The organism is Actinosynnema pretiosum, assembly GCF_002354875.1.
GTDB classification, from domain to species: Bacteria; Actinomycetota; Actinomycetes; order Mycobacteriales; family Pseudonocardiaceae; genus Actinosynnema; species Actinosynnema auranticum.
Window position 1 is genome coordinate 2526311 of the sequence record NZ_CP023445.1, and the last position, 22055, is coordinate 2548365.

Genomic DNA, 22055 nt, shown 5'->3' on the forward strand with positions numbered 1-22055 from the left:
GCACCACGCTGCTCGCGATCGGGGGCACCGCGCTGCTCGCGGTCGGGGGCACCACACCCCTCGGGGACTCAGGGGCGCCCCGCTGCCTGGGTACATCCCGCCGCCCGCCGCCCACCTACCGCCCGCCGTCGCCCCCCGCCACGCCGGCCAGCGGGTGAACGGACCACTCACCAATTTCTCCCCACCCGCCCTGACCAGCAAAAACCCAACCCAACGGACCGTTCGCCCAGGAAACCACCAGGGATGCCGGTCACCCAACCCCCCGGCGGGGTTAGGGTTCCGTCGTGGCCACCGCACGTGCTGAGCGGCTCGTCAACCTGGTCCTGTGCCTGCTCTCCACTCGCCAGTACCTGACCGCCGAGCGCATCCGCGCCATCGTCCCCGGATACACCGACGCCGCGACGGACGAGGCGTTCTTCCGCATGTTCGAGCGCGACAAGTCCGAGCTCCGCGACCTGGGCGTCCCCCTGGAGACCGGGCGCAGCGGCGCCTTCGACTCCGTCGACGGCTACCGCATCGCCCGCCGCGACTACGAGCTCGGCGACATCGACCTCGAGCCCGACGAGGCCGCCGCCGTCGCGCTCGCGGGCCGCCTCTGGGACTCCCCGCAGCTCACCGGCGCCGCCCACGGCGCGCTGCTGAAGCTGCGCGCGGCGGGCGTCGACGTGGACCAGGACGTGCACGTGCCGGTCGAGCCGAGGGTCCGCGCGACCGAACCGGCGTTCCCGCCGCTGCTCGCCGCCTCGCAGACCGGCCGCGTGGTCGAGTTCGACTACCGCCGCCCCAGCCCGGTCGAGGTGCGCACCCGCACCGTCGAGCCGTGGGGCGTGGTGGCCTGGCGCGGGCGCTGGTACCTCGTCGGCCACGACCGGGACCGGGGGGCCACGCGCTGCTTCCGGCTGTCCCGGATCGTCGGCGACGTGCGCACCCTCGGCAAGCCCGGCGCCGTGACCAGGCCCGACGACGTCGACCTGCTCGGGTTCGTCGCCCGCACCCAGCCCTCCCCGCAGCCGCCCGCGCCCGCGAAGCTGTGGGTCGCCAAGGGCCGCGGCCACGGCCTGCGCCGCCGCGCGCGCGTCGTGGGGGAGCGCGAGCTCGCGGGCGTGCCCGGCGACCTGCTGGAGATCGAGCTGAACTTCCCGGACTCGGCCGCGGGCTGGATCGCGGGCTTCGGCCCCGACGCCGTCGTGCTGGAGCCCGAGGTGCTGGCCAAGAGCGTGCGGGAGCGCCTGCTCGGCGCGCTGCGCGGGACGGGGGTGGTCGTGTGACCTCGGCGAACGACCGGCTGCCGAGGTTGCTCGCGCTGGTCCCGTACCTGCTGGCCCGCCCCGGCATCCCGATCGACGAGGCCGCCGCCGACTTCCAGGTCACCCCCAAGCAGCTGCGCAAGGACCTGGAGCTGCTCTGGATGTGCGGCCTCCCCGGCTACGGCCCCGGCGACCTGATCGACCTGTCGTTCGAGGGCGAGACGGTCACCGTCACGTTCGACGCGGGCATGAGCCGCCCGCTGCGCCTGACCGCCGCCGAGGCCACGTCGCTGCTGGTGGCGCTGCGCGCGCTCGCCGACACGCCCGGCGTCGCGGACAAGGCCGCCGTCGAGCGCGCCGTCGCCAAGGTCGAGTCCGCCGTCGGCCAGGCCCAGCCCTCGGGCGTCGCGGTCGGCCTCGCCGTGCGCGAGGGCCCGGAGACGGCGCGCGTGCGCGACGCCATCGCCGAGGGCGTGCGGGCCCGCCGCGCGCTCGCGCTGCGCTACTACACGCCGTCCCGCGACGAGATCACCGACCGGGTCGTCGACCCGATGCGGATGCTGCTGGTCGAGGGCCGCAGCTACCTGGAGGCCTGGTGCCGGGCCGCCGACGGGGTGCGGCTGTTCCGGATCGACCGGGTCGACGCCGTCGAGGTGCTCGACGAGCCTGCCAGCCCGCCGCCGCACGCCGTGCCCACCGACACCTCCGAGGGCCTGTTCCAGCCCGACCCGGACCAGCGCGCCGCCGTGCTCGTGCTGGAGCCGGACGCCCGCTGGTTCGCCGAGTACTACCCGACCGAGGCCTTGGTCGAGCTGCCGGACGGCCGCGCCCGCGTGCTGATGCGCTACACCGACACCGCCTGGATGGTCCGGCTCGTGCTGGGCCAGGGCGGCGAGGTGCGCGCGGAGGAGCCCGCCGAGCTGGTCGAGGCGGTGGCGAGGCAGGCCAGGGCCGCGTTGGACCGGGCGGATCAACTCCGGTGAACCGCTTGCCTATACGGTTGACGGTGTGCCGTACTTGCCGTCCCTAGCACTGGTGCTGCTCGGGCTGGTCATCCTGGTGGTGGCCGTGCTCAAGGTCACCCGGTCGTTGCGCCGCGCACGCGCGGCAAGCACTCTGATGAGCGACAGGGTCGGCGATCGGGTCGGCTTCCTGCGGGCGCGCCTGGCCGCGCTCGGGGTGGCCTTCCGGCAGCGGCGTCCGGACAAGGCCCGTCAGGGCGAACCCCGGCTACGATCGAGGAACCGGGGCCGACAGGAGGAACACCATGCCCAATCTCGGAGTGCCTGAACTGCTGATCATCGCCGTGGTGGTCCTGCTGCTGTTCGGGTCGAAGAAGCTCCCGGACATGGCCCGCTCGCTCGGCCGCTCTGCGAAGATCCTCAAGGCCGAGACCAAGGGCCTGCGCGACGAGGACCAGCCCCAGCAGCAGCCCGTGCAGCAGGTCCAGCCGGTGCAGCAGCCCGTCCAGCCGCTGCCGACCGCGCAGCAGCCGGTCCAGCAGTACGCGCAGCCGGTGCAGCAGCCCGTCGCGCAGCCGGTCCAGCAGCAGCCGGTGGCCCAGCCCGTCGCGCAGCAGCCTGTTGCCCAGCCGGTGCAGCCCAAGCAGGACTGACCCGGTCGCGCCGCGATCGGCACGGGCCGCCACCCGTGCCCCGGCGCTCGACCCAGCCGAACGACGAGCGGTGCCGGGCGAGCCAGTCCCGGCCGACGAGCAGTGAAGGACGGTCCACGCCGTGGGGGCGAGCCCTGGGTGGTTGTCGCGCAGGCGGGAGAGCCGCAAGCTGAGGAGCAGGCGGCACAACCCCGAAGGCACCATGTCGCTGCGCGACCACCTCTACGAGCTGCGCAACCGGCTGGGCTGGGCGCTGCTGTTCCTCACCATCGGCGCGATCTTCGGCTTCATCTGGTGGAGCTGGCGCATCCTCGGCGCGCCCAGCCTCGGCGACATCATCATCTCGCCGTACTGCGGCATCCCGCTGGAGGACCGGTTCAACCAGAACCAGGAGTGCCAGCTGCTCCAGACCCAGCCGTTCGAGGCCTTCATGATCCAGCTGAAGGTCGGCGCGGCGGCGGGCGCGGTGCTCACCTCGCCGCTGTGGCTCAACCAGCTGTGGCGGTTCATCGCGCCGGGCCTGTACGCGAAGGAGCGCAAGTTCGCGCTGATCTTCGTCGGGGTGGCGTCGCTGCTGTTCCTCGCGGGCGCGGTGCTGGCGTTCTACGTCGTGCCGCAGGGCCTGTCCGTGCTGGTCGGGTTCGGTGACAACAAGTTCCTGACCGCCCTGTCGGGCACCGCGTACATCGACTTCGTGCTGGCCCTGCTGATCATCTTCGGGGTCAGCTTCGAACTGCCGCTGGTGGTGGTGATGCTGAACGCGGTCGGCATCCTGCCGTACGAGAAGCTCAAGCGCTGGCGCCGCGGGCTGATCTTCGGGTTGTTCGTGTTCGCCGCGTTCGCGACGCCGGGCACCGACCCCATCTCGATGGTCGCGCTCGCGATCTCGCTGGCGCTGCTGTTCGAGATGGCCACCCAGATCGCCCGCCTGCACGACAAGCGCAAGGCGCGCAAGCGCGTGGAGGAGGGCTTCGGGCCCGAGGAGAACTGGGACGGGCTGTCGGACGACGAGGCCTCGCCGTTCGACTACACGCCGTCGCAGGTCGAGGACGGCGGCCAGGCCAGGACCGCGACCCAGACCGCGCAGCACCAGACCGCGCAGCACCAGACCGCGCAGCACCAGACCGCGCAGCACCAGACCGCGCAGCACCAGCCCCAGACCGCGCCGCCGCAGCCCCAGGCCCCCGCGCAGCCGACGCCCCCGCCCACGGCCCAGCCTGAGCGCAGGGTCAACTACGACGACGACGCGACCTGATCCGCGTGCGCTGATCCGCGTGCGCTGATCCGCGTGCGCTGATCGGCGCGCGACGACTTCCGAGGACCGGCCGGGCCCAGCCCCGCCGGTCCTCGGCGTTCCGGGGGTGCGCGGTTCCGGGGACGCGGTTCCCAGGGAGCGGGGGGAGCGCGCACTTCGTCTTCCCGCGCACTGCGAGCGCTCCCGCCCCTCCCGCTCCTAAGCTCAGGTCCCGCGTGGGCAGCCGTCCCCGACCGACTGGAGCGCCGCCGTGACCAGAGCCGCCCTGCTGGTGTCGCCGAACTCCGGCGGGGGAGCCGCCGCGCGGATCGCGGGCACCACCGCGGCCCTGCTGCGGGAGGCCGTGGACGTCCTCGACCTGCTGGTCCCCACCAGCACGGCCGAGGCCGCCGCGATGGCCGAGCGGGTGGTGGGTGCCAACGTCGACGCGCTGGTGGTCCTGGGCGGCGACGGCGCCGCGCACGTGGCGCTCCAGGCGTGCGCGGGCACCCCGACCGCGCTGGCGGTCATCCCGGCGGGCACCGGGAACGACCTGGCCAGGGCGCTCGGCTCCCGGTCGGCGGCGGACCTGGTCCCCGCGCTGCGCTCGGGCGAGCGGCGCCGGGTCGACCTGGGGCGGGTGCGGGGTGGGCGGTGGTTCGCGACGGTGCTGTGCGCGGGGTTCGACTCGGCGGTCAACGCCCGCGCGAACCGGATGCGCTGGCCCGCGGGGCCGCGCCGGTACGACCTGGCGCTGCTCGCCGAGCTGCTCGGCCCGCGACCGGGGAGGTTGCTGCTGGGCACCCCGAAGGGGGAGATCGGGGTGAACGCGCTGCTGGTCGCGGTCGGCAACACCGGCAGCTACGGCGGCGGCGTGCCGGTGTGCCCCTGGGCGGACCCGGAGGACGGGCTGTTCGACGTCACGGTGGTGGAGGCGGTGAGCAGGCGGACCCTGCTGCGGGTGCTGCCCACCCTGCGGACCGGCGACCACACGGCGCACCCGGCGGTGCACACGTTCCGGGCGTCCTCGATCCGACTGGCCGGGCCCGCGTGGACGGCCTACGCGGACGGCGAGCGCCAGCGGGCCCTGCCGGTGACGGCGACGTGCGTCCCCGGTGCGCTGAGCACTATTCCTTCAGCGCTGACCGATTCCAGTATTCCAGCGCGGGCCTGACCGGCCACCGCCACCGCCACCGCCACCGCCGTCCGCTCTGGACACGCCGCTCCCCTCCCGCCCTCCGGCGACTTCACCCCTGCCATCACCCCCCTCACCAGGACGATCGCCCCCAGCCGACCCCGCGTGGAAAAAATGACCCCAGCTTTTGTCGGCCCCTTGTGACAGCCTGGAGGGGTGTCAAGTGCTTCCCGGTCCCCGGCCGAGGCCTACGCGGAATCCCGCCGCCGCGCTTCCCGGCCCCAGTTGACCGACTTCCTCTCGGTGGTCTCCTTCGAGCTCGACCCGTTCCAGCTGCGCGCCTGCGAGTTCCTGGAGGACGGCCACGGCGTCCTGGTGTGCGCGCCCACCGGCGCGGGCAAGACCGTCGTCGGCGAGTTCGCCGTGCACCTCGCCCTCGCCGAGGGGCGGAAGTGCTTCTACACCACGCCGATCAAGGCGCTGTCGAACCAGAAGTACGCCGACCTGTGCGCCCGGTACGGCCAGGACAAGGTCGGCCTGCTCACCGGCGACACCTCGGTCAACGGCGACGCGCCCGTGGTCGTCATGACCACCGAGGTGCTGCGGAACATGCTGTACGCGGGCTCCTCCACCCTGAACAGCCTCGGCTACGTGGTCATGGACGAGGTGCACTACCTCGCCGACCGCTTCCGCGGCCCGGTCTGGGAGGAGGTCATCCTGCACCTGCCCGAATCGGTGCGGCTGGTGGGCCTCTCGGCCACGGTGAGCAACGCCGAGGAGTTCGGCGAGTGGCTCGTCACCGTCCGGGGTGACACCGCGGTGGTGGTGGACGAGCACCGGCCGGTGCCGCTGTGGCAGCACATGCTGGCCGGTCCGCGCATGTTCGACCTGTTCGCCGACGACGTCGCCGACACCCACGTCAAGATCAACCCGCAGCTGCTGCGCCAGGTCGAGGACCTGGCCCGCTTCCACGTGCCGTGGACGCGCGGCCGGGGCAACAAGGGCGGCCGTCCGCCGCGCTCGACCGGGTTCAAGCCGCCGTCGCGGGTCGACGTCATCCAGCGGCTCGACGCGGCCGGGCTGCTGCCCGCGATCGTGTTCGTGTTCAGCCGGGCGGGCTGCGACGCGGCGGTGAACCAGTGCGTGCGGTACGGCCTGCGCCTGACCACGCCCGACGAGGTCGAGGTCATCCGCCGGATCGTCGACGAGAAGACCCGCGACCTGCCCCAGGACGACCTGATGGTCCTCGGCTACTGGGAGTGGCGCGAGGCGCTGGAGCGCGGCATCGCCAGCCACCACGCGGGCCTGCTGCCCGCGTTCAAGGAGACGGTGGAGGAGCTGTTCGTGCGCGGCCTGGTCAAGGCCGTGTTCGCCACCGAGACCCTCGCGCTCGGCATCAACATGCCCGCGCGGACGGTGGTGCTGGAGAAGCTGGTCAAGTACAACGGCGAGGCGCACGTCGACCTCACGCCGGGCGAGTACACGCAGCTCACCGGGCGCGCGGGGCGTCGCGGCATCGACGTCGAGGGGCACGCCGTGGTGGTGTGGCAGCCCGGCGTCGACCCGAAGGCGGTCGGCGGGCTGGCGTCCACCCGCACCTACCCGCTGCGCTCCTCGTTCCGGCCCGGCTACAACATGGCCGTCAACCTGGTGCACCGGCTCGGCGCGCCCGCCGCCCGCGACCTGCTGGAGCAGTCGTTCGCCCAGTTCCAGGCCGACCGGTCGGTGGTGGGGCTGGCCAGGCGGATCGAGCGCAACCGGGAGGCGCTGGCCGGGTACGCGGAGTCGATGTCCTGCCACCTCGGGGACTTCACGGAGTACGCGTCGCTGCGCCGCAGGGTCACGGACCGGGAGAAGGCGCTGGCCAGGCAGAACACCTCGGCCAGTCGCGCGGAGACCGCCGCGTCGCTGGAGAGGCTGAGGAAGGGCGACGTCATCGCGGTGCCGTCCGGGCGGCGGACCGGGCTGGCGGTGGTGATCGACCCAGGGCTGGAGCCGCTGGGCGAGCCGAGGCCGTTCGTGGTCACCGAGGACCGGTGGGCCGGGCGGTTGACCTCGGCGGACTTCCCGCTGCCGGTCGAGGTGCTGGGGAAGGTGCGGCTGCCGAAGCAGGTCGACACCCGGTCGCCCCGGTCGCGGCGGGACCTGGCGGCGACGCTGCGGAACACGGGGCTGGTCGCGCCGAGCGCGCGGAAGCGGCGGTCCACGGCGGACGACGACGCCGAGCTGGCGACGTTGCGGCGGGCGCTGCGGGCGCACCCGTGCCACGGGTGCGAGAAGCGCGAGGAGCACGCCCGGTGGGGGGAGCGGTACCACCGGCTGCTGGCCGAGACGGAGCAGACGGAGCGGAAGGTCGCGGCCACGACGCACTCGTTGGCGCGGGAGTTCGACCGGATCCGGGGGTTGCTGCGGGAGCGCGGGTACCTGGAGGTCGTGGAGGACGAGCCCGAGTCCGAGGGCGGGGCTGTGTTCGAGGCTCCCGGTGAGGGGGCGGTTTCCGAGGGCGGCGCTTCTGAGGGGGCTGCTTCCGGGGGCGGCGCTGAGGGCGAGCCAGGGCAGAGGAAGCGGCGGGTCGTGCGGCGGGCTGGGCAGGAGCGCGTCTCGGGTGGGCCCGGCAGGAGGGGCGGGGAGCGGGTCACCGAGCACGGCAGGCGGTTGACCAGGCTCTACAGCGAGTCCGACCTGCTGGCGGCGGAGTGCCTCAGGCACGGGGTGTGGAAGGGGCTGGCGCCGGAGGAGCTGGCGGCGGTGGTGTCGTCGCTGGTGTACGAGGCGCGCAGGGACGGGCCGATGGAGACGCGGCTGCCACCGGGGAAGGTCTCCGACGCGATGACCGCGACCGCGAGGTTGTGGGCGGAGCTGGAGGACGACGAGCGCAGGCACCGGCTCGACCGCACCCGGCAGCCCGACCCCGGTTTCGCCTGGGCGGTGTACCGGTGGGCGCGCGGCGAGTCGCTGGAGCGGGTGCTCGGGACCACCGACACGGGTGGGACCGAGCTGGGGGCGGGTGACTTCGTGCGCTGGTGCAGGCAGGTCGTCGACTTCCTCGACCAGATCAGGGACGTCGTCGGCGGCGGCGACCCGGTGGGCGCGGCGGCCCGCAAGGCGGTCGACGCGCTGCGTCGTGGTGTGGTCGCGCTGGCCACGGTCTGACGGCGTTGGCCACGGTCTGACAAAGTTTGGCGGGGTGCGCTGCGTAGTCGGCGTCATCCTGTGGTTTGATCGCGCGAGCAAGCCAGCACGTCCGAAATAGTCCTTTTCCCGTTCCAGACCGACCGCCGGAGGCCGAGCATGACCAGTCCGTACGGACCGTCCGGAGGGAACGACCCGCAGCAGCAGTGGGGCCAGCAGCCCTACGGCGGTGGCGGGTACCCCGGCACGCCGTCGGGTGGTTTCCCCGCTCAGCAGCCCGGTTACGGGCAGCCGGACCCCTCGCAGCAGCACCAGCAGCACCAGCAGCAGTGGGGCCAGCAGGCGCCGCAGGGGCAGCCTTACCCGCCCCAGCAGCAGTACCCCGGCACGCCCGGCGGTGGGTTCGACCCGAACAACCCGTACGGGCAGCAGCCGCAGCAGCCCGGTTACGGGCAGCCGGGTCAGTACGGGCAGCCTGGGCAGTTCGGCGGGCAGCCGGGGCAGTACGGGCCGCCGCCGCCCGCGAAGAAGTCCAACGGGCTGATCTGGGGCGTTGTGGCGGCCGTGGTGCTGATCGTGGCGGTCGTGGGCATCGGCGGGTTCGTGACGCCGGGGTGGTTCAACAAGAAGGTCCTGGACAACACGTCCGTGCAGAACGGGATCGTGCAGGTCCTCAAGGACGACTACAAGCTCGACGCGAAGAGCGCCAGCTGCAGCGGTGAGCACGAGGTCAAGCCGAACACCACCTTCGAGTGCGACGTGAAGGTCGGGGACGCGGACAAGAAGGTGAAGATCACCATCAAGACCTCGGACGGTGAGTACGAGGTTGGGCAGCCGACGGGCTGATCCAGCGTGTTGCGCGGCGCTGCGCTGCGCGGCGCGGTGCCAGGTCGCTTTGCTTCGCCGAGGCCGTTTCCCGATGACCGGGAAACGGCCTCGGTGTTTTTTGTGGGTGGGTTGGTGCTTTGCCGGCGGGCGTGCGCTCGGCATCGTGATTCCTGGCTAATTGATTAGTGGGCGCGGGGGTGGCGGGGGAGGATGCTCGGGTGATTGACCACGACATCCGGGTGCTCGGCGACGAAACCCACTACCGCGCCGCGAACAACGTGTTCCGCAGGGCGCTGCTGAACGGTCCCGCCAACGACGAGATGTGGGAGGTGCTGCTCGAGTCCTACGTTCCGGGGCGGGCGCTGGGCGCGTTCGACGGGGACGAGGTGATCGGGTCGGCGCAGTCGTTCCCGTCGTCGCTGGTGGTGCCGGGGGGTGCGGTGCTGCCGATGGGGGCGGTGAGCCGGGTGGGGGTGCGGGCTGACTGGACCCGGCGCGGGGTGGTCAGCGCGTTGATGCGGACGCAGTTGCGGTCGCTGCGGGAGATGGGGGACGTGGCGGCGACGTTGCGGGCCACCGAGGGTGGGATCTACGGGCGGTTCGGGTACGGGGTCGCCACTCGGGGGCGTGACCTGCGGGTGAACCGGGTGAAGGCGGTGCCTCGGGGGCGGGTGGAGGGGCGGGTTCGGGTGCGGCCCGTCTCGGAGGTCGGGGACGGGGAGGAGTTGCGGGCGCTGTTCGAGGGGGTCCGGGGTGGGGGCCTGGGTGGGGGGTGGAGTGGGAGCCGGCCTGGGGTGATCGGGCGGTGGGACGGGTGGTGGTCGATGCACCTGAAGCGGGAGAAGGAGAAGGACCCGCAGGTTGTCATCGCGACCGGGCCCGATGGGGTGGACGACGGGTTCGCGATGTACCGGGTGGAGCGGTCGCACACGGAGAAGTCCGAGTTGACGGTGTTGGACCTGTGGGCTGGGACGCCGCGCGCTTGGGCTGACCTGTGGCGGTACCTGCTGGGGGTGGACCTGGTGGATGAGGTGGTGGCCCACCTGAGGCCGTTGGACGAGCCGGTGGAGTTGTTGCTGGTCGACCCGCGTGGGTGTCGGTGGGAGAGCACGTCGGATGAGACCTGGTTGAGGTTGATCGACGTTGAGGAGGCGTTGGGGCGGCGGGCTTACGCGGTGCGCGGGGGTGGTGGCGGGGGGGCTGACCCGGCTGACCTGGCTGACCCGGCTGACCCGGCTGAACTGGCTGTGGTGCTTGGGGTTCGGGATTCGGTGTTGCCGGAGAACGCGGGGAGTTATCGCGTTTCTCGGGGTGGGGTTGAGCGGGTGGAGGACGCGCCTGAGGTGGTGCTGGACGTTGCCGAGTTGGCGGCGGTGTACCTGGGGGATGTGTCGTTCGCGGCGTTGGCTGCGGCTGGGCGGGTTGAGGTTGTGGGGGAGGGGACCGGCGCGGTTGAGCGGGCTGATCGGTTGTTCGCGGTTGGTGAGGTTGCTTGGGCCGGGACGTACTTCTGAGCCCGTGGGTGGCTGAGGGGGCAAGCTGAAGGGCAAGGGCTGAAGATCAAGAGCTGAAGGGCACGCCTCGCCGGCGGGGCAGACCTCCAAAAAAGAGGGGGACGGGCTCTGCCGGCCGGTGGCCGTTCCGTGGGTGGTCCGGTTTACCCCTGCGGTGGTCCGGGTCCCTCTTTCCCGTGTGGCCTCCTTTCAGGCAAGCACGCTCGTCAAGACGCCGTTTGGCTCGGGCGGTCTGCCGTGGCGGTGCGGCGGCGTCTTGACGAGCGTGCTCGGGCTTCGCCAGGCCAAACGGGAAAGAGGGACGCGGGATGGGGTGGCTGCGGGCTCGCTGCGCTCGCCCTGCAGCCCGCGAAGTGGTCAGCCCGTGAAGCCGCCAGCCCGTGAAGCCGCCAGTCCGCGAAGTGGTCAGCCCGCGAGCGCAAGGCGGGCGGCTTGTGCCGTCAGCGTTCTGCGCGGCGTTCCAGGGCGGTGAGCAGGCGGGGGACTGAGCTGCCCAGGCCCCAGCGCTTCGTCAGTTCGGTCAGGCGGTCCGGGTCTGCGGGGGTTGCGGGGAGGGTGTCGTCGCGGTCTTGGGTCACCGGGGCGTCCAGGGCCACGTTGACCACGGTGGGGGCTGCGGCCAGGTAGTCCTCTGCGGCGATCAGGGCGTTGCGGGCCTTGGTGGTGAGCTTGCGGTCGCGGCCGTCGTGGACTGCTGCCAGGACTGCCTCCAGGGAGCCGAACTCGGTGATGAGTTTTGCTGCGGTCTTCTCGCCGATGCCCGCCACGCCGGGGAGGCCGTCGGAAGGGTCGCCGCGCAGGACTGCCATGTCTGCGTAGGCGCGGCCTGCGTTCTGCTCGGGGAGGGCGTACTTGGCGGCGAGTTCCGCCGGGCCCACCAGTTCCGCCTTCGCCCAGCCCCGGCCCAGGTAGAGGACGCCTGCTGGGGTCGGGGTGGTGCGGACCACCTGGAAGAGGTCGCGGTCGCCGGTGACGACCTCGACCGGGGCGGTGGTTTCGCGGGCCACCAGGGTGCCGATGACGTCGTCGGCCTCGTGGCCGGGGGCCTCGGCGGTGGCGATGCCCACGGCGTCGAGGACGTCCAGGATGATCGGGACCTGCGGGGTGAGGGTGTCGGGGACCTCCTCGGCGTCGCCGCTCTCCGCCACGCGGTGGGCCTTGTAGGAGGGCAGCGCGGCCACCCGGAACTCCGGGCGCCAGTCGGCGTCCAGGCAGGCCACGAGCCTGGCGGCGTTCCGGTCGTTGACGATCTTGGCGATGGTGTCGACGAAACCGCGCACCGCGTTGACCGGGGTGCCGTCCGGTGCGGTCATCGACTCCGGGAGCGCGTAGAACGACCGGAAGTACAGGCTGGCGGCGTCCATCAGGACGAGCGGGCTGCTCACCGGGGTGAGCTTGCCAGAGACCACCGACGATGGGGTGGGGCGGCGCGGTGGGGCTTGATCGTCGTGGGGCGGGCGGAGTCGGCGGGGACGACTAGGCTTGCCACCCATGTCGACCCGTGTTGGACCCCTGGACGTGGAAGCCCTGCGCTCCCGACTGGACCGCGCCACCGCAGCCGCCGCCGTCGCGGGCGTGGACGCGCTGCTCATCTCGCCCGGCTCCGACCTGCGCTACCTCATCGGCGCGGGTGGGGCCTCGTTCGAGCGGCTCACCTGTCTGGTGGTCCCGGTCGGCGGGGACCCGGTGCTCGTCGTGCCGAAGCTGGAGCAGCCGGGGTACGCGGCCGTCCCCACGGAGGCGCTCGGGGTGGAGGTCGCCACCTGGGTGGACGGCGAGGACCCGTACGCGCTGGTCCGCAAGGCGCTGAAGGGGACCGCGCGCACCGCGGTGGCCGACATGACGCCCGCGCTGCACGTGCTGGGGCTTCGGGGCGCGATCGGCGGGGAGCAGGTGCTCGCGGGGCCGATCCTGCGGGAGCTGCGGATGCGCAAGGACGCGGCCGAGATCGCCGCGCTGCGCAAGGCGGGCGAGGCGATCGACCGGGTGCACGCCCGCGTCGGGGAGTGGCTGCGGGCCGGGCGGACCGAGGCCGAGGTCGGGGCCGACATCGCCGCCGCGATCGTCGCCGAGGGGCACGAGGTCGCCGAGTTCGTGATCGTCGGGTCGGGGCCCAACGGGGCGTCGCCGCACCACAGCCTGTCCGACCGGGTGATCGAGGTCGGGGACGTGGTGGTGGTCGACATCGGCGGGCCCGTGGCCGAGGGGTACAACTCGGACTCGACCCGGACCTACTCGATCGGTGAGCCGCGTGACGCGGACGTGCGGGAGACGTACGCCGTGCTCCAGGCGGCCCAGCAGGCCGCGGTGGACGCGGCGCGGCCGGGGGTGACCTGCGAGGCCGTCGACGCCGCCGCGCGCGAGGTGATCGACGCGGCCGGGTTCGGGCAGTACTTCGTGCACCGGACCGGGCACGGCATCGGGCTGGACGTGCACGAGGAGCCGTACATCGTCGCGGGCAACGACCTGCCGCTGGAGGCGGGGATGGCGTTCAGCGTGGAGCCCGGCATCTACCTGCCGGGGCGGTGGGGCGCGCGGATCGAGGACATCGTCATCGCCACCGGGAGCGGCTCCGAGCGGTTGAACAACCGGCCGCACGAGCTGGTGGTGCTTGAGGCGTGACGAACCTGGAGCCGATCGACCGGGCGATCCTGCGCGAGCTGTCCACGGACGGGCGGTGCAGCTTCACCGACCTCGCGGAGCGGGTCGGCCTGAGCGTGTCGGCCGTGCACCAGCGGGTGCGCAGGCTGGAGCAGCGGGGGGTGGTCAAGGGGTACGCGGCCCGGTTGGACGGGGACGAGGTCGGGTTGCCGCTGACCGCGTTCATCTCGCTGACGCCGATCGACCCGGCGGCCCCGGACGACTACCCGGAGCGGCTGGAGCACCTGGCGCAGATCGAGGCCTGCTACTCGGTGGCGGGCGACTCGTCGTACCTGGTGCGGGTGCGCGTGGCCTCGCCCAAGGCGCTGGAGGACCTGCTGCGGCAGATCCGGGAGGTGGCGAACGTGTCGACGCGGACCACGGTCGTGCTGTCCACGCCTTACGAGGACCGGCCGCCCGCGGTGTGAGCGGCCCCGCCCCCGCCGTGCGAGCCCGTTCGGGCGGCGGGGGTCAGGGGGTGACGGGGTGCTGGGGGATCGCGGCGAAGGTGGCTCTGAGGCGCTCGAAGGCCCGGCCCACCGGGTAGCGGACGTCGCCGATGCGGTGGACCGGGGCCACGCCCCACGAGTTGGCGGTGAACGCGCCGTCGTGCGCGCCGAGGTCGGCCAGGCGCACCGGGGCGCGCCGGGAGGGCGCGTGCTCCTCCAGCAGGCGCATGGTGGTGCCGTGGAGCCAGGGGCCGTCCGCCCAGACGATCTCGTCGCCGGTGAGGAAGCCGATGTTCGCCACCGCCGACTCGACGACCAGGCCGCCCCCGCCGATGAGCAGGGCGCCGTCGAAGCCGGCTTCGCGGGCGGCCCGGTGGTGCACCGCGCGCTCGAAACCGCCCAGGTGCTTCACGTGCGGGAGCGGGCGCACGTGCTCCACGGGCAGGAGCGACTGCGGCAGTTCGGGCGGCTCCCTGGGCTCGCGCACGGACACCAGGGTGGTGGGCGCGTCGACGCCGAACAGCACCACGCGCACGGACGCGTCGCCCACCCCGCGCAGGGCACGGGCGACCAGCGCGCGCACCCGGTCCCGGTCCAGGTCCAGGGAGTACAGCTCGCGGTTGCCCTCGGCCAGCCGGTCCAGGTGCTGGTCCATGCCTCTGACCAGGCCGTTCCTCACCTGGAACGCGGTGAAGTGGCCGTAGTTGCCGAACAGGCCCGCCATGTCCTGGGCGGTGGCGGCCACGCCGTCGACCTCGATCCTGCGCACCGGCCGACTCTAGGCGGGGCGCCGCGGGGGCGTTCGCGGGGCGGGGGCCCGCCGGAACGGTGAACCGTCAACATCCCCCCAGCGCGGCTGGTCGCGAACCGATCACCCCCCGTCGTCCTTCCTTGTAGCGTGTCCGGCTTACCGGCGCCGCCAACCGGTCCCGACTCCGGCCCCGGCTCCGGTTCCGGCTTCGGCGACGGCGACAGCGGGGGATGGCGGGAGAGAGCTATGGCGACGGGTTTCCGGGCGGTCTTCGGGGTGGCGGAGTTCCGCGTGCTGTGGTGCGCGGCGGTCCTGTCCACGCTCGGCGACCAGCTCGCTCGCGTGGCGTTGTCCGTGCTCGTGTTCGAGCGCACCAACTCGGCCGCGTGGACAGCCCTCACCTACGCGCTGACCATGCTCCCGGCGCTGTTCTCCGGCGTCCTGTTCTCCGGGCTGGCGGACCGGTACCCCCGCCGCACGGTGATGGTCGTGGCGGATCTGCTGCGGGCCGTCGTGCTCGCGGTCATGGCGCTGCCGGGCGTGCCGCTGCCGCTCGTGGCGGCGTTGCTGGTCCTGGCGCAGCTGGCGGAGCCGCCGTTCGCCGCGGCCCAGGGGGCGCTGCTCCCCGCGGTGCTGGGGGACAGGTACGAGGCCGGGCAGTCCGTCCACCTCATCACCCACCAGGCTGGGCTGCTGCTCGGCTTCGCCGGGGGCGGGCTGGCGGTGCACTGGCTGGGCACCTCGGGGGCGCTGGCCGCCGACGCGGCCACGTTCGCGATCTCCGCGCTGCTGCTGCGGCTGGGGCTCGAGGCGCGTCCGGCTCCCGCCTCCGCGCGGACGACGCGGCTGCGGATCAACGAAGGCGCGGCGCTGGTCTGGCGCACCCCGCGACTGCGGCTGCTGGTGCTGCTCGGGTGGCTCGCGCTGTTCACCGTGGTGCCCGAGGGACTGGCCGCGCCGTTCTCCGACGAGGTCGGGACCGGGGCCGCCGGGGTGGGGGTGCTGCTCGCCGCGGACCCCGCCGGGATGGTCCTGGGCACCGTCCTGCTGCGCTACCTGCCCACCGAACGGCGGGTGCGGCTGCTGGGCCTTCTGGCCGTCGCCACCGCCCTGCCGCTGGTCGCCTACCTGCTGCACCCCGGACTGCTCGGCGCCGTCACCCTCCTGGCCCTCAGCGGCGTCTTCAGCGCCTACCAGGTGACCGCCGGGGCCACCTTCGTCCGCCTGGTCCCGGACGCCCGCCGGGGGCAGGCCCTCGGGTTCGCCCGCAGCGGCCTGGTCGCAGCCCAGGGCGTCGGCGTGGCCGGTGGTGGCCTGCTCGCCACGGCCACCGGATCGGCCGCCACGGCCATCGCGATCGCCGCCGGGGTCGGCGTCCTCGCCGCCGCCGCCGTCACCGCGCGGTGGATGGCGCTGGGCCCGCTGGAGCAGCTCGCCGAGGGCTGAACGCCCGGCCGCGCGCGCGTGGCGCGCGGCCGGGCTCACCGGTCACCGGGCACATGGGGCGCGCCGGGGGACCGCACCGCGGCGGGGCGTCAACCCCACCGTCTTCACCAGATCTTCTCGCGCATGACCGAGCACCTCCTCCACTGGCCGCACCGGGCAGGTCGGGAACCGGGATCACCAGATCTTCTCGCGCACCGCGATCACCTCCCAGAACCCGTGTCACCCCACCAGCGGATGACACCCGTTCGCCCCAGGGTTACCGTGACGCTCCAGCCGGTCACCAACCGGGGGGTCCGGTGTGGACGGGCGCGAGGGAACCGTGGTTGGACGAAGCTGGTCACTATGGTCCCTTCCGAGGGGCGCGCTGGGCTACGTGCTCTCGGTGGACCTGCTCGCCCTGCTGGCCGTGGCCGCCGCCGCGACGACGCGCCAGCCGACGACCAGGCACGACTGGGTCGTCCTGGCGGTGTTGCTCGCCTGCGCAGCGCTGCACCTGGTCTTCTCCCGCTGGATCGAGCGCGCCCGCAGGGACGCGACCGGTCTGCCGCACCTCGACCTGTGCAGCATCTGGATATTCGCCGGTTCCCTGCTGCTCCCGCCACCCCTGGTCGGAGTATTGGTGGTCGTGCTCTACGCCCACCGCTGGTGGGTGGTCGGCCGCTGGGACCCGTTCCGCCCGCCCCACCGGGGCGTGTTCACCGCCGCGATGATGCTGCTGGTCGCCCTCGCCGCCAACGTGGTCGCCACCGCCACCGGCCTGCGCGAGAGCCTGGCCGCGGGCCACCTCGAAGGCCCCTGGGACCTGCTCGGGCTGATGGGGGCGGGCTCGGTCTACTGGACGGTCAACACCGCGCTCGTCGCGGGCGTCATCGTGCTCACCACCGGCGCGCGCACCCACCTGTTCGGCGGCCCCCTGGACAACCTCCTGGAGGCCGCCCAGCTCAGCCTCGCGTTCTTCGTCGCGCTCGCCGTGGCCTGGTGGCCCGGTTTCGCGCTCCCGATGGTCGTGGCCGCCGTCGCGCTGCACCGCACCGTGCTGATCCACCAGCTGGAGCTGGCCGCCCGCACCGACGCCAAGACCGGCCTGCTCAACGCCGAGGCGTGGCACCTGCAGGCGCGCGTCGAGCTCAACCGCACCCGCCAGCGCGGCGACTCCCTGGGCCTGCTCATGATCGACGTGGACCACTTCAAGGGCATCAACGACACCCACGGCCACCAGACCGGCGACGAGGTGCTGCGCTCCATCGCCGACGTCATCCGCGAGTCGGTGCGCCGGGGCGACAGCGTCGGCCGGTTCGGCGGCGAGGAGTTCGTGGTGCTGCTGCCCGGCGCGGGCCGCGACGAGTCGATGGCCATCGCCGAGCGCGCCCGCTGCCGCGTGGGCCTGCTGGGCACCGGCGCGGGCCCCGTGCGCGGCCTCACGGTCAGCGTCGGGGTGGCCGTGTGGCCGGATGTGCCCGAGGACACCGTCGAAGGTCTCCTCGCCGCCGCCGACGGGGCCCTCTACCAGGCCAAACGCCTCGGCCGGGACCAGAGCCGGGCGGCCTGGAGCCACCCGGTGCCCTCGGTCCGCAGCGATCAGGGCGGCTGAACCGGGGGCCCACCGCCCCGCAATCACGCGGATTCACCTCCGGTTGGTGGTCCGCGCGACTCAATCGTGACCGGCGTGGCGTACGTTCTGCCAGCCACCACTCGTTCGGACGTCGCACGGAGGCCGCTGTGGACGCCCGCCACCTGCCAGAGGGTATGTGAGCCGTGGATCTTGGACCGCCGCACGGAATCCGCTTCCGCTTCTCCACCGGACTGGTGCGGGCGGTCCTGCTGGACGCGCACGGCAAACCGCCGCTGCCCCTCGCCGAGGCCCTGTCGATAGACGTGGGCACCCGCGAGCTGGCGGTCGCCGAGGACCACGGCGACCCGCTGCGCGCCGTGCTGCGCCAGCGCTACGACCTGGCCGAACCGGTCGAGTGGCGGCTGCACGTCCCCGGTGACGCCTCCGTCGACGGCGACGGCGTCCAGTTCGCCCTGCCCACCGGCACCTCCGTGCGGGTGACCTCCACCGGTCAGGTCTCGGCCACCGAGGACGGCGTGGTCGTCGCGCTGCCCGCCGGGCCCGCCGAGATCGACGTCGAGGTGGTCAGCGAACCCCAGTACGCGGTGTCCGACACCGTCGTGGTGTGCCGGGCGCACCAGGCGCGCGAGGCCGCCGTCGTGGTGTCCTGCCTGCCCGGCGACCGCTTCACCCCCGTCGTCGCCCTGGACCGCCCGCCGCCCGCGGGCGGCAGGCACGCCCTGCCCGGCGAGCACGACGACGAGCTCGACGCCCCCGGCCCCGACACCGGCCCGCTGCGCTCCTGGAACAACCGCAACTCGCTGCTCGCCGACCTCATGCGCGCCACCGGCGTGCGCCGCGCCGTCGTGCTCGCCGACCCGCCGCCGCAGGCCGCCCACGTGTTCGACGGCATGGAGCACGTGCGGCTGCTCAAGCCCGACCTGCTCGGCGAGGACCTCACCGACGAGGTGTGGGCGCTGCTGCACGGCGAGGGGCGGCAACCTGCCAAGGTGCTGGAGGCCGCGCCCGGCGACGACCCGGCGCAGGCCCTGTACACCGCGCTGCGCACCGGGTCCGCGCTGCGCTTCACCGAGCGCGCCGACCCGCTGGGCGACCGGTTCGCCGCCGCCGGACCCGAGTCCGGCGACGAGGCCGTGCTGGTGGAGACCACCGGCGAGGCCGACGACCTGGTCGCCGCCTGCTACGCCCACCACCGGGGCGCCCGCCTGGTCACCACGCCCCAGCCGGACCTGGACGAGGTCGGCCGGGTCGTCGCCGAGGAGCAGGCGCGGGTCACCGAGGCCGCCAGCGCGATAGGCGACGCCGTCAAGGGCATCGCGGTCGGCGAGGCGCTGTGGCGCTACCTGTCGACCGGCGGCCACGACCCCTACCCGGCGGTCGAGTCCGTGGTCACCGCGCAGGTGCCCGCCGACGCCGTGCACGCGGTGGGGGAGCGGCGGCTGACCGCGTTCACCGCGGGCCTGCCCTACCCGTTCGTGCGCACCGCCACCGGAAGCTGGGCGCGCAAGCCCATCGGGCACGTCACCACCGACCCGGCGCTGGTCGTGCTGACCGAGCTGCACCGGGAAGGCGCTTGCCGCCCGCGCGGCGCGTTCGCCCTCCTGGTCGACCCCGGCTTCCCCGCAGCCCCCGCCGACCGGGCCGCCCACGTCACCCACCCGGTGGTGCTCACCGGCGCCGAGACCGCGCTGCCCGTGGTCGCCGCCCTCGCCGCCGACCTGCCCGTCGAGGTGCTGGCGGTCAACGCGCACGACGCCGAGGGCAACGCCCTGCTCGACGGGAGCCCGCTGCCGCCGTGGCTGGTCGCCCACGCGCTCGACCTGCCGCACCAGCCCGTGGTGCTCAACAACTCCTGCCTGTCGTGGACCGACCAGGCGCGCGAGTACCTGCGGGTCGGCGCGCGCGGCTACGTCGGCGCGCTGTGGCGCATCCCGCCCGACCTGGCGGCCGACTTCACCCGCGTCGTGGTGCGCAGGCTCACCGCGGGCGAGGTGCCCGCCGCGCGCGCCGTCGTGGACACCGGGCTGCCCGGCGGCATCGAGCGCTCCTACCTGTACGCGGGAACCGCGAACGGGAGGCTGGACCGGTGGCGCGCGGGCGCACCCGGTGAGGGAGAGTCAGCGCTGACCGGGTGCGCCCTGCTGGCGGGCGTGGACCACGGCGGCGAGGAAGTGCTGCGGAAGGTGGTCCACCGGGAGATGAGTGCACTGCGCAGAGCGGCCGAGACGACCCCGGCCTCGGGGACCGAGGCCTACGTGGACACCCTGTTCGACGAGCTGTCCTTCGCGGGCGACCTGTCCGACGCCGCCGAGGTCGTCGAGAAGATCGACAAGGCGCTGCCCGCGCTGGACCTGCCCCCCGCCGAGGCGGACCGCCGCTGGGCGGCCCGCTACGAGCGCACCGGCGCGCTGCACGAGCACGGCGGCGACCACGGCGCCGCGCTGGCCGACTACGGGCGCAGCGCGTCCTACGGCGACGCCGGACCGGACCGGGCCGGGGTGCTGCTGCGGATGGCCGCGCTGGAGCCCAGACCGGAGGAGGCGCTGAGACTGGCGTCCCAGGCGTACCGGGCGGCCGTCGCCGCCGGGGACCGGGACACCGAGTTCCACGCCTGCTCCTCGCTCAACGACCTCGGCCGCCGCACCGGCGACCTGGACACCGCCCTCAAGCACGCCGTCATCGGCCACGACCTGGCGGCCGTGCGCGGCGACCGGGTGCGGCAGACCGCGTTCAAGGTGGACGAGTGCGCGCTGCGGCGCGAGCTGGGCGACCCGGACGGCGCCATAGAGGCCGGGACCGACGCGCTGGAGCTGGTGCGCGCCCAGGGCGACCCGGCCACGGAGCTGCGGGTGATAGGGGAGCTGGCGCGCTGCCACGAGGCGAGGGGCGACCTGGCGGCGGCGCTGAGCTACACCAAGGCCGGGCTGTCGCTGTCCGAGCACCAGGACGCGCCCGGCGAGTTCGCCCGCTTCCAGGACGAGACCGGGCGGCTGCTCACCAGGAGGGGCGAGCACGCCGAGGCGCTGCGGCACTACCGCAGCGCGGTGGAGGGCCTGGTGGCGCGCGGGTCGCTGGAGCGCGGGGCCGAGCTGCTGCCGCACCTGGCGGTCGGCGCGGTGCGGGCCGGGGACGCCGGGGCGCTGTGGACGACGGCGCTGTGCGGCGGGCTGGTGTGCGAGGTCGTGGAGCGCGACGTGTGGCAGGCGCTGGTGCCGCTGGTCGTGGACTCGATGAAGCGGGCCATCGAGATCGGGTCGGCGGAGCTGACGCAGCGGGGCATGACGGACTTCGCGAGCGCGGTGACCGCCGGGCGGCGCGACGACATGCCGGTGCAGGTCGGGGTGCTGTCGGACGTGGTGGTGCTGCTGCTGGCGTGGCTGATGGGGCGGATCGACGACTCGATGCTGGCGTTCGGGCGGGAGGTCGACCGGCAGACCGGCGGGGTGCTGGACCTGGTCGGGTACGTGTCGACGCCGTACGCGCAGCGGGTGCGGGGCGGGGCGGTGGCCGGGCGGTGGTCGGCGCGGTGAGCTGGGGCGCTCACGCGCCGCGGTGGGCGGCGCGGTGGGCGGCGCGGGTGCGCGGGAACAGCTCCCGGTGCGCGGTGAGGCGCCCCCGCGGGGTGGTGACCGGCTCGGCGGCCAGCAGCCCGTGGACCAGCGCTCGGGCGAACACCCGCGACGCGGCGCGCAGCACCTCGTCCGGCGGGGCCTGGCGCGCGCCGGTCACCGCGCCGAACACGGTGTCGCCGTCGGCCGTGCCGTGCGCCGGGGAGACCGCCAGCGCCAGCCCGTCCTGCGCGGCGGCGGCGAGGGCGAACGGCGGCACGGCCGCGTTGGTGGCGACGACGCCGATGACGGTGTTGAACGGCGGTGGCGCCGGCGGCGCCGGCGCCACCGCCGGGTCCAGGATCGCGCTCGGGAACTCGCCGGGCAGCCCCAGCCCGGCGGCCAGCGGCAGCCCGTCGGGCGCGTAGGACGGCCCGACCGCGTTGAGCGCCGCGATCGCGCCCACCACGACCCCGCCGCCCAGGTCCGCGCTCGCGGTCCCGAGTCCGCCCTTGAGCGCCACGTTGAGCGCGCCCGTGCCCGCGCCGACGTTGCCCTGCGGCGCCTCCACCGAGGCCGCCCGCACCGCGAGCGCCCCGAACGAGGCGTCCGGCCGCGCCCCGAAGTCCCCGCCGCGCCCGAGGTCGAACAGCGCCGCGCCGGGCACCACCCCACCACCCAGCTCGGCGGCGGCCCCGCGCGCGGCGGCCAACCCGAAGGCGCTGCCCCCGGTCAGCACGACACCGGGCACCTCCCGCCCGCCGTACCGCGCGTCCACGGCGGCCGTGTCCACCGTCGCGGGCCCACCACCGCGCACGTCGGCGACGACGAGGTTGCCGGGCGGCAGCAGCACGGCGGTGGTCCCGGTGAGGAAGCCCCCGCCGATCCGCGTCACGTGCCCGACCAGCACGCCGGGGACGTCGGTGATCGCGTTGCGCACCGG

Annotated in this window: 17 protein-coding genes; 14 read left to right on the top strand and 3 right to left on the bottom strand. The window is 74.0% G+C overall.

Annotated features, from left to right (window positions below):
* The first annotated feature begins 284 nt into the window (after positions 1–284).
* From CNX65_RS11445 to CNX65_RS11485, 9 genes are all read left to right on the top strand, one after another.
* The gene (locus CNX65_RS11445) at positions 285–1268 is read left to right on the top strand and encodes a helix-turn-helix transcriptional regulator (RefSeq protein WP_096492766.1); all 984 of its coding nucleotides are present in this window, start codon (positions 285–287) and stop codon (positions 1266–1268) included.
* Positions 1265–2230: a helix-turn-helix transcriptional regulator gene (locus tag CNX65_RS11450; protein ID WP_096492767.1), complete on the top strand. Its 966-nt coding sequence runs from the start codon at positions 1265–1267 to the stop codon at positions 2228–2230. The genes CNX65_RS11445 and CNX65_RS11450 overlap by 4 nt, the downstream gene beginning before the upstream one ends.
* A 25-nt stretch (positions 2231–2255) precedes the next feature.
* Complete coding sequence (locus tag CNX65_RS11455) at positions 2256–2537, top strand: bacteriophage holin (RefSeq protein ID WP_096492768.1); 282 nt, start codon at positions 2256–2258, stop codon at positions 2535–2537.
* Positions 2515–2862 carry a Sec-independent protein translocase subunit TatA gene (gene tatA / locus CNX65_RS11460; protein WP_096492769.1) on the top strand — a complete coding sequence of 116 codons (348 nt, stop codon included), beginning with the start codon at positions 2515–2517 and terminating at the stop codon, positions 2860–2862. The genes CNX65_RS11455 and tatA overlap by 23 nt, the downstream gene beginning before the upstream one ends.
* A gap of 121 nt (positions 2863–2983) precedes the next feature.
* Entirely contained in the window at positions 2984–4117 is a 1134-nt protein-coding gene (gene tatC, locus CNX65_RS11465; protein ID WP_373565505.1) for a twin-arginine translocase subunit TatC, read from the top strand.
* Between the two features lie 250 nt (positions 4118–4367).
* Entirely contained in the window at positions 4368–5270 is a 903-nt protein-coding gene (locus CNX65_RS11470; RefSeq protein WP_096492771.1) for a diacylglycerol/lipid kinase family protein, read from the top strand.
* A 177-nt stretch (positions 5271–5447) separates the two neighbouring features.
* Positions 5448–8384, top strand: a complete 2937-nt coding sequence (locus tag CNX65_RS11475; RefSeq protein WP_096492772.1) for a DEAD/DEAH box helicase — start codon at positions 5448–5450, stop codon at positions 8382–8384.
* A 138-nt stretch (positions 8385–8522) separates the two neighbouring features.
* A complete protein-coding gene (locus CNX65_RS11480; protein ID WP_096492773.1) occupies positions 8523–9209 on the top strand; it encodes a DUF4333 domain-containing protein in 687 nt (228 codons plus the stop codon).
* 200 nt (positions 9210–9409) lie between these two features.
* Entirely contained in the window at positions 9410–10705 is a 1296-nt protein-coding gene (locus CNX65_RS11485; RefSeq protein WP_232519790.1) for a GNAT family N-acetyltransferase, read from the top strand.
* A gap of 440 nt (positions 10706–11145) precedes the next feature.
* Here CNX65_RS11485 and CNX65_RS11490 read toward each other — a convergent pair whose 3' ends face one another.
* Positions 11146–12090, bottom strand: a complete 945-nt coding sequence (locus CNX65_RS11490; RefSeq protein WP_096497734.1) for a 5'-3' exonuclease — start codon at positions 12088–12090, stop codon at positions 11146–11148.
* Positions 12091–12196: 106 nt separating this feature from the next.
* Here CNX65_RS11490 and CNX65_RS11495 point away from each other — a divergent pair, with 106 nt between their 5' ends.
* On the top strand, positions 12197–13327 hold the full coding sequence (locus CNX65_RS11495; RefSeq protein ID WP_096492774.1) for a M24 family metallopeptidase: 1131 nt from the start codon (positions 12197–12199) through the stop codon (positions 13325–13327).
* Positions 13324–13773 carry an Lrp/AsnC family transcriptional regulator gene (locus CNX65_RS11500; protein WP_015801088.1) on the top strand — a complete coding sequence of 150 codons (450 nt, stop codon included), beginning with the start codon at positions 13324–13326 and terminating at the stop codon, positions 13771–13773. The genes CNX65_RS11495 and CNX65_RS11500 overlap by 4 nt, the downstream gene beginning before the upstream one ends.
* 43 nt (positions 13774–13816) lie before the next feature.
* Here the strand turns inward: CNX65_RS11500 and CNX65_RS11505 are convergent, their stop codons facing one another.
* Complete coding sequence (locus CNX65_RS11505) at positions 13817–14563, bottom strand: aminotransferase class IV (RefSeq protein WP_096492775.1); 747 nt, start codon at positions 14561–14563, stop codon at positions 13817–13819.
* Between the two features lie 228 nt (positions 14564–14791).
* Here CNX65_RS11505 and CNX65_RS11510 point away from each other — a divergent pair, with 228 nt between their 5' ends.
* The 3 genes from CNX65_RS11510 to CNX65_RS11520 all read left to right on the top strand — a co-directional run bounded on the left by CNX65_RS11510 (position 14792) and on the right by CNX65_RS11520 (position 21094).
* On the top strand, positions 14792–15991 hold the full coding sequence (locus CNX65_RS11510) for an MFS transporter (protein ID WP_096492776.1): 1200 nt from the start codon (positions 14792–14794) through the stop codon (positions 15989–15991).
* 373 nt (positions 15992–16364) lie between these two features.
* Positions 16365–17582 (top strand): GGDEF domain-containing protein, encoded by a 1218-nt coding sequence (locus tag CNX65_RS11515; RefSeq protein ID WP_232519791.1) that lies wholly within the window; start codon positions 16365–16367, stop codon positions 17580–17582.
* A gap of 164 nt (positions 17583–17746) precedes the next feature.
* Positions 17747–21094: a hypothetical protein gene (locus CNX65_RS11520; protein ID WP_157767592.1), complete on the top strand. Its 3348-nt coding sequence runs from the start codon at positions 17747–17749 to the stop codon at positions 21092–21094.
* Between the two features lie 10 nt (positions 21095–21104).
* Here CNX65_RS11520 and CNX65_RS11525 read toward each other — a convergent pair whose 3' ends face one another.
* Positions 21105–22052, bottom strand: a complete 948-nt coding sequence (locus CNX65_RS11525; protein ID WP_096492778.1) for a P1 family peptidase — start codon at positions 22050–22052, stop codon at positions 21105–21107.
* Positions 22053–22055: the final 3 nt, after the last annotated feature.

Coding starts and splice junctions, on each gene's coding strand:
- tatA (WP_096492769.1), top strand. CDS start 2,515: ATGCCCAATCTCGGAGTGCCTGAACTGCTGATCATCGCCGTGGTGGTC.
- CNX65_RS11480 (WP_096492773.1), top strand. CDS start 8,523: ATGACCAGTCCGTACGGACCGTCCGGAGGGAACGACCCGCAGCAGCAG.
- CNX65_RS11495 (WP_096492774.1), top strand. CDS start 12,197: ATGTCGACCCGTGTTGGACCCCTGGACGTGGAAGCCCTGCGCTCCCGA.
- CNX65_RS11510 (WP_096492776.1), top strand. CDS start 14,792: ATGGCGACGGGTTTCCGGGCGGTCTTCGGGGTGGCGGAGTTCCGCGTG.